Origin of the sequence: Spirosoma sp. SC4-14 (genome assembly GCF_037201965.1) — a bacterium.
Taxonomy (GTDB): Bacteria; Bacteroidota; Bacteroidia; order Cytophagales; family Spirosomataceae; genus Spirosoma.
Genome location: NZ_CP147518.1, coordinates 1,189,094 through 1,200,998, shown reverse-complemented (window position 1 = coordinate 1,200,998; position 11,905 = coordinate 1,189,094). Strand labels below are relative to the sequence as shown.

Below are 11,905 nucleotides of genomic sequence, written 5' to 3'. Positions count from 1 at the left end.
TGTCCCAAATTAACCGGGGTAGAGGCTAATCGGTTTACAGTCTGAACTTGACTAAACCAACTGATTCAGAACGGGTAATAAGATAATGTGTCCTAAATTAACCGGGTTTGATAATCGAGATCAATAGCCAAAACTGCCCCAAATTAACCGAGGTACCAGAATGATTATTGACCAAAACTGTCCCAAATTAACCGGGTCTACACATAAAAAGTGTCCCAAATTAACCCTTTAAGTATAGTGTTAAATTGGGACACTGGCGGGGCGTCAGAAACGAGCCTTGATTCTAGCCGTGGAACACCGAATGTAGGCGGTATTTTAACACAATCAGAAGGGGAGAAATCCTCCCATGTTTCAGCTCCCTCGCCCGGCTTACTTTGGCAGCCGCTGCGGCCGCTTAAGGCTGCCTGGCAGAGGAGTTTAGCTAAGCCATCGACGAGCGCTGGTTAACGAACAGAGATTACACTCATTTTATAGATGCAATCTTTATAACCAACAAGGAGAAAGTATTACCCCCTCTGCCATATCCACACTATACTTGTAGTAAAGAGAAGCCCCGAATTTGGTAAATTCTCCCTCATATTTTAGCAATTGAGCGCCTGACTGTAACATTGGAAAAGGAGCGTCCTTGTCATCGGGACAAGCAGGAGAGGGAAAAATAAAGATAGGTAGTATGCAATCAATTGAGCGTCTTCGCCGGTTGGTCCAGTGCCCTTCCGTTTTTTTAATGGCTTGTTGAAGCGGTTCGACTAGTGAAGTTGGCACGCCTACCGAGGCAAGAATGTTTTCAACTTTACCCCTTGGCGTAACCGTAAATTTCATTGAACAGAGGGTGATTTCACAGATCGTTGCCATCAAACTGACGGACGTCTTTTGCATCTGCTCACGCGAAATTTTGCCAAACTCCCAGTTAATGAACTGGGACACGCTCATGCTCGAATCCTTGAAAGACAAACTAGCCGTTTGCTGCCCTTTGCCAATGAAGCATACAGCAAACAAAAGAATTACTACGAGTCGGTATCTCATGGGCTTACTACTGATTTTAGCCCACACTACAGTTGTGCAGTATGGGCAGGTTATACGTTGATTAATTGCAGGGAGTTCCTTTTCCGCCCAGAGCAGATGAACTGGCGCGATAACTTAAGCCAGTATTTAAAGCTTGCTGCATGGTCATGCCATATTTATCGGACGCTATCGGATCTAAAGCTGTATTTGCAGCTGTTTGTCCAAATTTACGGACATATAACTCCTTCACGGTAGATAATGCCAGTGCTCGGGCATCATAGCCCAGTCCATTTCCATCAGGTTGAGCAGCTAGATTAGGATAAATCTCCTGAAGTAATCGAGCCATTCCGATTATAGATTGATTAAACATAGAGTTATGGTGCCGGTTGTTGTTATTCGTAAAGTTATCCATACTAGCCCCTGCTAAATTGGTCATTAAACCATGAATAAATTCATGAATAATAATCGCAGCCATATACTCCTGGGAAGAGGATTGTTGCAGAGCTGTATTAATGTAGATGAGGTCTGAATTAGGGACTGGATTATCATCTCTTCCTGAACGAAGGAATTCACCATCATTCCCCTGGCTTTCTAAGTCTTTTAGTCGAAGTGTCACCTTATAGGTAGCACCGGGTGTCCCATACATATCATAAATCAGCCGACCGTAATAGCTTTTGAGTTTATCAGCAGTTATCTTTTCAGAAACCAGTTTAGCACACCCCGTCAACTCATTAGTAATGTCGCTGGCAAAGTACTGATATAAATCAGGTTTGGTACTGTATTGAAGCACATGTTGTAACACCTTATCCCGTACATAGGAATACTCATTGAGGATCGTCACCTCTTCATCAGTAAAAGAAATACCCCGTGATTGCATGACGTTGAAAAACTGTTGCTTAGAGGAAGTCTCGGAAGAGGGAGGCTGTGGGCTGCTGGGATTGGTCGGACTGGCTGGACCACCCGGTGGAGGACTACCGGGTGCAGGGCCTACAGGACCCGAGCAGTGACGACTCACACTGTAAATCACCCCACTGGCGCAACCATAGTAAATATCGGTACACAACGTCGAAATGATGCACATTGACTCTCGCCAGGACGTTGGAGAGGAGTAACTCACACCGCTGAGGGGGTAAAGCCGACAGGCGGGTACTAGTTGCATACTTTGTCCAGGATACTCCCAATACAATTGTGCCTGAGCATCGCCCCCTAAATCAAAATAATCCAGAGCGATCTCATACTTCTGCCCTGCTGTAAGGTAAATACTCCCCTGTTGCCAGCTGGCCGCATGCCCATTCCAGTCGTCGATGAGTAACTGCCCATTTACCCATAACCGGGTGCCATCATCATTATTGGTTTTGAAGGTATAATTTCCACTTACGGGAGCCTCAACCTGCCCCAGCCAGCGAACGGAAAAGCCGTCGGCATTGACAACACCCGGAATGGGGGAGCCACTCCAGGTGAAATTGATCTGGGCATCGGTTCTGGAATTGACCATGTTTTGGGAAAGGTCGGTGCTATTGGTGTAGAAGCCACTTAAGCCACTGCCATTGCCGCAGCCGTTGGGGTTAGTAGTACCGTTTCGAGGGTCGTCTTCGGCAAAACAATTGCTTGAGTTAGCATCGTAACCCGCTGCTACCAGCCAGTGGCGAGGCTTGAAGTTAGACCCATCCTGATAAGCCGCATATAGGGTACCGTTCGAGTAGTGGGCATAGATCGCTTCCCCGTAGAAGTTGAGCAGGAACTGCCCCTCACTGTAGGTACAGCCACTGCTTGGAGGATTAGGGTTGGTGGGTGGATTCGGATTGGTGGTCATATCGCACCCATTGGTAAAGCTGATACTGATCTGATTGCCTGATTGAGTCGCATACCCCGATGTCGTCCGACCCACTCGTCCATCACTAGGGAAGGTGTAACTAGCCACTGTGTTGGGACTCATCGTGCCTCCGAAAACACCCGGTAGTACCACATCCACCGGAGCTGAGCTACTACTGCTGAATTGATACTGCAAGACGCCACTGTTACAATCATAGCTAACAAGCTGAAAGGCTAAGCTGCCACTGGAAGTTGGCGGATTGGGATTGGTGGGCGGATTAGTCGTACCACCCGAACAACTAACCAATACGCTGGCCGAGTTCACTTCATTAGCATCGTTATTTACCTCACGTACCTTGGCATAGTAGGTACCCGATCCACTCAGTGGAAAGCTCTTCGAAAAGGAAGAGGCCGGTAAGTCCGAAGCCGAACTGACAATGGCGCCATCCTTGAAAAGTAAGATACCGACCTGGTTTGAGTTAGTTGTCAGCACACCATTCACCGTCAGGGTCGAGCTGTTACAGTCCACACTCAGGTTGGCGTAGTCGCTGGCTAGTCGAGCCGCCTGTCGGCCATCGAGTTGAATCCACAAAGCGGTTTTCTCGATGAACAGACTCGTTTCGGTGGCCTTAGCCCCTCCCCGTAGCAGCCGGAACTGAGCCCGGCCGGAATTGGTATGACTGGCCGCCTGAGAAAAGTAGCCTTTGAGTGTATAGGAGACCAGCGGATTCGCTTCTGATAACTCCGTTCCAACGAAGTCGGCATAACTGCCACCGGTCTGAACGAACCCCTCCGGCAGCAGCAGTTTGAGCCGAAAGGCATTGGCCCCTGGCAGGATAAACAGTTGCGAAGCGAGGATCTTGATATACTCAGCGGTGATAGTCAGCTCGAGTTCTTCACCGGGTTTAACGATGGATTTGTTGGCCCTTAGGCTAAAGCGGATCGGATCGGTGTCGAAGGCCGGGGTTGTTTGTTGGCGGGGTAAGGGAGGTCTATAGAGTCCCGTTAAGCGGGAGGTGAAGGTTTGGGGGCGATGGGGTGGGTAATGGGCCTGGAGCGAACGGGGCCAGGCCAGCAGGGTCAATAGCCAGAGTAGCGCCAACACAACAGGCACATGATACTTTTTTGTAAAAGTATGCATAACTTGAAGCAGGTTTAATGAGAATTAAGCTGAATAAAGCCCTGCTACTAGTTTGCCGACCGGAGCAGGGCTTTTGCAATTTTAGAGGGGGAAAGGGCCAAAAGTGACCAGGGGGGTAGGGCCTTTCTGCGTGAAATCACCATTTTTCCGGACGAAATCACCCAAAAAGTAGCCATAATAAGCATGCTTTAGTTAGACTAATTAAAAAGATTCTGTTAATAAAGCATTACTTATGAACAGAAGCCAGTATTAAAAGTGTCCCAAATTAACCAGGGTAGCCGGTTAATTTGGGACACTTTTAGTCAATAATCATTCTGGCACCTCGGTTAATTTGGGGCAGTTTCGGCTATTGATCTCGATTATCGAACCCGGTTAATTTGGGACACTTTATCTTACTACTCGTTCTTTATCAGTTGGTTTGGTCGAGTTCGGGCTGTAAACCGATTAGCCTCTACCCCGGTTAATTTGGGACACGTTTAGCCTTCCCTAGTGTAGATATGGCAGAAGGTGTAATACTTTCTCCTTGTTGGTTAGAAAGATTGCATCTATAAAACGAGTGTAATCTCTGTTCGTTAACCAGCGCTTGCCGATGGCCTGGCTCAGTCCCGAAAAAATAAACTCATCCGCCAGGCAGCCTTAAGCGGCCGCAGCGGCTACAAAAGTAAGTCAATAGCCGATCCTCTTTTAATGATACCTATTCATAGCGAGTGTTGCTTTGTCTCAGGCAGGAATAATTTCTGAGATTTTGCCCCTGAAACAAAAATTTCGGTAGATTAGCTAACATATAGGTGATTATATCACAGTAATACAACTATTCCAACTGATTTGGAATCAGCTATATATCACTTATAAGAAAATGGGTTGAGTTAGACGCACAGTATATGAAAGGTTCTCTTTTAAATCGGCCAACTTCAACCCTATTGATAGGCTGTAGCCTAGCCTTAAGCTTACAGGCTTGCCCAGGTCTTCCGCCCGTAAATAATGCTCCCGCTAACTATGCCTATGGAACTCTTGTATGGGATAGTACCACTACACCCACCCGTGTACTGACTCCTTACAGTGTTGGTTATTCTCAACAAATTAAGGTTCGTAGGGATGGCTACGGTGACATTACTCCTGCTAGTGTTTCTTTTTATCGTAATGACACGCTTCAACGACGATATTTTGAACCGTTGGGAGATAGTGCTGAAGTTAAGGAGTTGGATAATAAAAATGTACTTATCAAGTATAGTCTTCCTGGACCTGGTTCGACTTCTACGACGGCCTACATTCACTATAGAGTTGAAACAACAGACAAAGCGACCTCATTAATAGTCAGTGAATTTCTAAAACCTTATTTGAAACAAGCTGATACAGTTCATCATTATTACCGGATGGTGGTTCCTATGCCAATTACATATCCTCTTAATAATTAACTGCTTTTAGACTCCACTTAACATATCGGCAGTGGCTGTTGCAAAAGACTTATGAATAAACGCGCGTTAACCGTCTTGTTTGAACAGCAACAGATTCCAAAGGATATGTATAGCCTAGCGGGAGGCTTACCCAACGACGCTTACTGTCTACAGCAAACCAGTCAGGGCTGGGAAGTCTACTACAGTGAACGAGGCATTAAGTCTGGCTTAGTATTCTTCCCAGACGAAGAAACGGCCTGCTCTTATTTGTACAGCTTAATTCTTTCTGAGGTCAAGAAGTATAAATAATGGAGTTTTGCAACAGCCACTCATTTTATGTTAAGCTGTACTCTGCAAAACTTCTGATTTGATGTTCGCTATCTAGCAAAGCATCAACCAGAATACTATGCGCTTGGGGCAAATCTTTAAAAAAGGATAAGCTGTAAACAGCCCAATAACGAGTCCCATTGCGAATTGACTTGTAAGCCTGTACTGCGTAATGAATCACCTTCTCTTCGTCTCTACTAGCTATATCGTAAACGCTATTTTTAAAAACTCCTCTAAGTATCTCACCGGGATCTCCATAACAGGCTTTCTGATAAAGGATTGGAATCACTGACTCGAGATGGTGTCTTGCTGCATAATTAACGTCGGCTAAAAATACTTCTGCCTCGTACCAAGTCTTGGTGTAATCCCAAAGATTATCGTCTTCATCAGGCATAGGTGGCAAGGCAAGTAGTTCATTGATAACTTGTGATACTGTCCACGACTCTCTTTCTAAATGGATTTGCTTTGTTATTTGAGGCCAATTCTCCTCATCCCATATATTCTGAGCCATCTATTCTGTTGTATAATCACCTATATGTTAGCTAATCTACCGAAATTTCTGTTCCAAGGGCCAAATCTCCGAAAATACTCCTGCCTGAGACAAAGGAACGCTCGCTATGAATAGGCATCATTAAAAGGGAATTCGGCTAGATCAGCCCCTGAAACCCCTACTGCAAGTGGCGAAAAATGACCCTCAGCAGCCCTTAAGATGGTAGACGAATACAAGTTGATCCAGGCCCGTAGAACAATAGGTTGGCATTGGTAAATAACCTGCACAGGAAGAAACACCACGTTTACCCTCCTCGCCCGGCTCACTTTTGCAGCCGCAGCTTCTTCGGCAATAAATAGCGGTTACGTAGCTAGTTGGTTACGTCCTAGCAGCCGAAAACTTATGGCTTATTACTTGGCTGGTAATCTCAGTAATGCCGCCAAGCGGGTAAAGGTCAATAAACTACCGTAAAGTATAGTAAAAGAACGAGATCTACTACCGGCAAGTAGTTGATCACCTTTTATTGCCTTTAACGTATAGTCACATCTTGAACCTTTTCCCGCCGTATGCCTAACGTTTACTGTGTTCGTGCCATGTACGGCCAATACACTAGTCATTTCTTGCAGGGAGCGTATGTTGCTATTGGCTGGCTAAACGGCCAGGACTTGTCCCAGGTAAACGATCGGGAGGAAATTCGGCAGCGCTGTAGGGACGCCAATCCGCAACTGACCAGTAATCTTGTTCTGGGTCAACAAGCCGGTCAGGTATCCCGCTTTCTGTTTGACATTAAACCCGGTGATTATGTCATTACGCCCGCTGCTGATACAAGTATCCTGCATTACGGCCAGGTTGAAGCGAACCCTTATTTCCTGGGAACCGATGCCGACGGATGCCCTTTTACGCAGCGAAAGCGAGTCAGGTGGTCGCCGGGGGTGCTGCGACGTAGTACGCTATCTATTCCCATGCAGAATACGCTTGGCTCCAGCCTGACGGTATTTCAGATAAGTAACGATGCCGAGTTTTTCGAAGCCATTAACCGGAGCGATCTGGCCTCACCAGTCGTCCTGGAGCAAACGCATGACCACACCGAACAGGTCCTAAAGCGCCTGCTTGAACTCGATCCCACTGAATTTGAATTGCTGATCATGCACTTACTGACAGCCATCGGTTTTGAGGCTCAGCATACCGGCCAGCCGCACGACGGCGGAGTTGATGTACGGGGCCTGCTCAACGTGGCCAATATGGCTCGCATTCAGTTAATCGTTCAGGTCAAACGCTACCAGCTCAGTGCGAAGATCAGTGCCAGAGAGGTAAAAGCGTTACGCTCGAGCATACCGGCCGGGGCGCAGGGGGCGTTTGTGACAACCGCTACTTTTCATTCCTCCGCTTTGGATATAGCGACCGAGGCCGGTTTTCCCCGCATCGGTACCGTGAACGGCCGTCAGTTGGTCGACCTGCTCACCGAGCACTGGGCCGACATCCCGGATGAGTTTAAAGAGCGGCTGCACCTGAAAGTAGGCTTGATTCTGGCTTGAGGAAAATGCCAGGCATTGCTTCTAACTAGCACACATGGCAGGTTACTGAATCCGTATTGCATATTGTTGGAAAGAGCTAGAACTTGTTAAAAGAGGAGGTTTTATGATCTGGACAGCTCACCAAACGGGGTAAGGACATAGTTTGTAAACATAAAATGCCCCCTGAATTTTGACAGCGAGTTTTTGGGCTAGGTCAGCGGTTCATAACGCTCTTGCCTTCGAGATTTTACCACCCCTCCCCAAGACAAACAAATGACGTTTGTTTGATTGCCTGACTGTGCGTTAATTGCCTGTCCTAACAGCAATACACCATGCACCTTAAAGCCCTCACACCTACCGAATCTCTTGAAAAAACCTACCGCCTTCAACCAGCTCCCCGCGAACAGATTGAACACTTTAAGGCTCAATTTCTCAAACTCTTTAACCACATTAACGAAAAGGAGAGTGAGGAAAACGTAAAAGATCATTTGATGGACTTTCTGAAAGAAGTCTATTACAAAGATGCTCACGTAGTGGCCCCAAAAGGCAAAACAGATTTTGTCATTCACTTAGGCAAAGACGCGACCACACAGGCAGGCGTCTTATTTGAGATGAAACGCCCCGCCAACAAAGGCGAAATGATTACGCGCCAAAACCTCAACGCTAAAGCCTTTCACGAACTTCTACTATACTACTTTCAGGAACGGGAACGGGCCAAAAACAGCGATATTCGGCACTGTGTCATTACCAACGTGTATGAGTGGTTTATTTTCGACGCGGCACTGATTGACCGTCTATTCTACCGTAACAGCCATTTAGCCAAAGAATACAAAGCCTGGGCATCGGGTCAAAAGGTCAGTAAGAACAATGAGTTGTTTTACAATGAAATTATTAAACCGTTCCTGGCTGAACTAGCTAATAAACCTGATGCTGACGAAATAGCATTCACCTACTTTGACCTACGCAACTTTCAGAAAATTGTAGCCGATGCCGACAAGGTTAATGATAAGGGGCTATTGTCGCTCTATAAAGTTCTTTCGCCTACGCATCTGCTGAAACTGCCAGCGGCAACCGATAGCAATAAACTCAATCCAAAGTTCTACGCCGAACTATTGCACCTCATCGGGTTAGAAGAAATAAAGGAGGGTGGCAAAAAAGTAATTCGCCGTAAAGAAGTGGGCAAGCGGGATGAAGGCTCATTGCTCGAAAACACGATCATTGAACTAGATACGGCCAATAAACTCGCTCATTTACACGACAAAGCACAATACGGCGCAACTAAAGAAGAACAATTGTTCAGTGTTGCGCTGGAACTCTGTATTACGTGGGTCAATCGGGTTCTGTTTCTGAAACTACTGGAATCGCAATTGGTCAAGTATCACAATGGCAACCGTGATTACTCGTTTTTGAATCCTGATGCGCTGACCGATTTTGACGAACTCTATAAACTGTTCTTTCGCGTACTAGCTAAGAAACCACAGGAACGGCAAGCGTCTATACAGGCTAAGTTTGGGCGGGTTCCTTATCTGAATAGCTCCCTGTTTGAGATTACCGAACTGGAAGACGCAACGATTAATATAAACGGTTTAGATGACAGCCTGAACTTACCGTTGTATCCGAAAAGCGTCCTGAAAGATAACCCGGCCTATAAACGCACGAGCGAATTAGGTACGATGACTTACCTGTTTGCCTTTCTGGATGCCTACGATTTTGCGTCTGAAAGTCGGGAAGATATACAGGAGAAAAACCGGACGTTGATTAATGCCAGTGTGTTAGGGTTGATTTTTGAAAAGATTAACGGCTACAAAGATGGTTCGTTCTATACGCCCGGTTTCATCACTGAGTATATGTGCCGCGAAACCATACGAAAAGCCGTAGTGCAGAAGTTCAATGAGGCAAAAGGCTGGATGTGTGAGGACTTTGCCGATCTGGAAAACAAAGACCTCGACCGTGACGAAGCCAACGCCCTTATTAACAACTTACATATCTGTGATCCGGCCGTTGGTTCAGGGCATTTTCTGGTATCGGCCCTAAACGAAATCATTGCCATTAAGTCCGATTTGCGCGTATTGCAGGACGAAACCGGCAAACGGCTCAAAGGCTATACCGTTAGCATTCTGAACGATGAACTATTGGTGCAGGATGAAGACGACGAACCTTTCGTTTATCAGTTACAGGCGGCAACCAGCAAACCAACCGCCGAACGCCAACGCATACAAAAAACGCTGTTTCAGGAAAAACAGACCATCATTGAAAATTGCCTGTTTGGAGTTGATATAAACCCGAACTCGGTTAAAATATGCCGGTTGCGGCTCTGGATTGAGCTACTGAAAAACGCCTACTATACCGACGAATCAGATTTTACGGAACTGGAAACGCTACCCAACATTGATATTAACATCAAGCAGGGTAATAGTTTGTTAAGCAAATTCAGTCTGACCGAAGACCTTAGCGACGTATTCAGGAAACAGAAGTTCAATATTCAGACCTATAAGAATACAGTTAAAGCCTACAAAGACGAACGTAGCAAGGATGCCAAAGCCGAACTATTACGGTTCATTAACGAGATCAAAAACCAGTTCCGCGAAACCGTTATTAACCGCGACCCACGCCGTAAGAAACTGGCTGATTTACGGGGCAAACGGGCCTTGCTCGACATCAATACTGATATTTTCGGCAATGCCATTAAAGACCCAAAACTGGTTGAGGTTGAAAAGAAACGGTTCGATAAGTTGATTGAACAGGCTGAGGCCGACATTGCCGACATTGAAAACAACGCCCTGTATCGGGGCTCGTTTGAATGGCGTTTTGAGTTTCCCGAAGTGCTGGACGAAAAAGGTAACTACATTGGTTTTGACGCTGTTATTGGTAATCCGCCGTATATCCGACAAGAAGAACTAGGTGAATCGAAAGAGCTACTGAAAAAAGACTTTCCAAAGACTTATGCGGGGACGGCTGATTTATACGTCATGTTTATTGAGCATGGATTACGCATTTTGCGGCCAAACGGTCAGTTCGTTTTCATTATTCCTAACAAATGGATGAGAGCGGGGTACGGGTTAAGTCTGCGTAAATGGCTCAAAACCCTGGCAATTGAGCAAATTGCTGACTTTGGCGATCTAGCCGTTTTTGAGGAAGCTACGACCTATCCAAGTATTCTGAGTATACGTAATACGTCGGTAATGGCTTCGTTTCAAGTAGCGCAAATTGATACGTTAACTTATCCTGATGGATTAGCGAATTACATTCTGAGTAATCGTTTTGGGGTCAGCAACGATACATTACAGGATGAAGGTTGGCAACTGACCAATCAGGCCACCCTACAGCTTATGGACAAGCTGCGGGCAACGGGTAAGTCTCTTGGTGACTATGTGAATGGCAAAATTTATTATGGGATTAAGACTGGACTCAATGAAGCCTTTGTGATTGATGCCGCCACGAAAGACAGATTGATTGCTGAAGACCCACGTAGCGCCGAGATAATTAAGCCATTTCTGGCAGGACGAGACATAAAACGGTATCAAACGCCTACTGTTGACAAGTATTTAATACTTCTTGAAAAAGGAATTACCAACCAAAAGCGACAAGGTATAGAGCCGGAGTTATGGTTTAAAAATAATTATTCAGCCATTTATGAATGGTTAAAACCCTTTGAAGCAAAAGCAAAGATTCGATCTGATAAGGGTGAGTACTGGTGGGAGTTACGAGCCTGTGATTATTACAATGAGTTCGAAGTGAACAAAATCACTTTTCCTGACATAGGTATCAGAGTGCAAGCCATCTATGATGAACTGGGTAGTTATTGTGTAAATACAGCCTACTTTATACCAAAAGACGATAAGTACTTATTGGCTTTACTGAACTCGAATACTGTTTTACACTTCTATATTAACCTCTCAACAGCAATTCGCGGAGGGTATTTAAGGTTTTTTAAACAGTACGTTGAGCAAATTCCAATTCCTTCTGCTACAAATGCTCAAAAAGTAAATGCAGAATGTTATGTCGATCAAATTCTAACCGCCAAAGCCGTCGACCCTGCCGCCGATACGTCAGCCCTGGAATCTGAAATTGATAAGTTAGTGTATGAACTGTACGGGTTGACAGATGAAGAAATAGCTATTTTGGAGGGGCGGTAAAACAAGGTAGCAGTTAGTTATTTCCGATTTCGTAGCGCTCAGTTCCGGCTATGTTAGAATAAATTATAAGCTCAATATAGGGTCAAGAG

The 11,905-nt window shown here is 45.6% G+C and carries 7 protein-coding genes; 4 read left to right on the top strand and 3 right to left on the bottom strand.

Features of this window, described 5'->3' with window-relative positions; genetic code table 11:
* Nucleotides 1-483: 483 nt before the first annotated feature.
* Nucleotides 484-1,023, bottom strand: coding sequence for a hypothetical protein (locus WBJ53_RS04895; RefSeq protein WP_338874939.1), 540 nt, complete (start codon nt 1,021-1,023; stop codon nt 484-486).
* Between the two features lie 61 nt (nt 1,024-1,084).
* Nucleotides 1,085-3,955, bottom strand: coding sequence for a PA14 domain-containing protein (locus WBJ53_RS04890; protein WP_338874938.1), 2,871 nt, complete (start codon nt 3,953-3,955; stop codon nt 1,085-1,087).
* 881 nt (nt 3,956-4,836) lie between these two features.
* Between WBJ53_RS04890 and WBJ53_RS04885 the strand changes: the two genes are divergently transcribed.
* The gene (locus WBJ53_RS04885; RefSeq protein ID WP_338874937.1) at nt 4,837-5,370 is read left to right on the top strand and encodes a hypothetical protein; all 534 of its coding nucleotides are present in this window, start codon (nt 4,837-4,839) and stop codon (nt 5,368-5,370) included.
* Nucleotides 5,371-5,421: 51 nt separating this feature from the next.
* Nucleotides 5,422-5,658 carry a hypothetical protein gene (locus WBJ53_RS04880; RefSeq protein WP_338874936.1) on the top strand — a complete coding sequence of 79 codons (237 nt, stop codon included), beginning with the start codon at nt 5,422-5,424 and terminating at the stop codon, nt 5,656-5,658.
* Nucleotides 5,659-5,683: 25 nt separating this feature from the next.
* Here WBJ53_RS04880 and WBJ53_RS04875 read toward each other — a convergent pair whose 3' ends face one another.
* Nucleotides 5,684-6,187 (bottom strand): hypothetical protein, encoded by a 504-nt coding sequence (locus WBJ53_RS04875; protein ID WP_338874935.1) that lies wholly within the window; start codon nt 6,185-6,187, stop codon nt 5,684-5,686.
* Between the two features lie 545 nt (nt 6,188-6,732).
* Between WBJ53_RS04875 and WBJ53_RS04870 the strand changes: the two genes are divergently transcribed.
* Entirely contained in the window at nt 6,733-7,701 is a 969-nt protein-coding gene (locus tag WBJ53_RS04870; RefSeq protein ID WP_338874933.1) for a restriction endonuclease, read from the top strand.
* Between the two features lie 311 nt (nt 7,702-8,012).
* Nucleotides 8,013-11,816 (top strand): TaqI-like C-terminal specificity domain-containing protein, encoded by a 3,804-nt coding sequence (locus tag WBJ53_RS04865; protein WP_338874932.1) that lies wholly within the window; start codon nt 8,013-8,015, stop codon nt 11,814-11,816.
* The last annotated feature ends 89 nt before the right edge of the window (nt 11,817-11,905 follow it).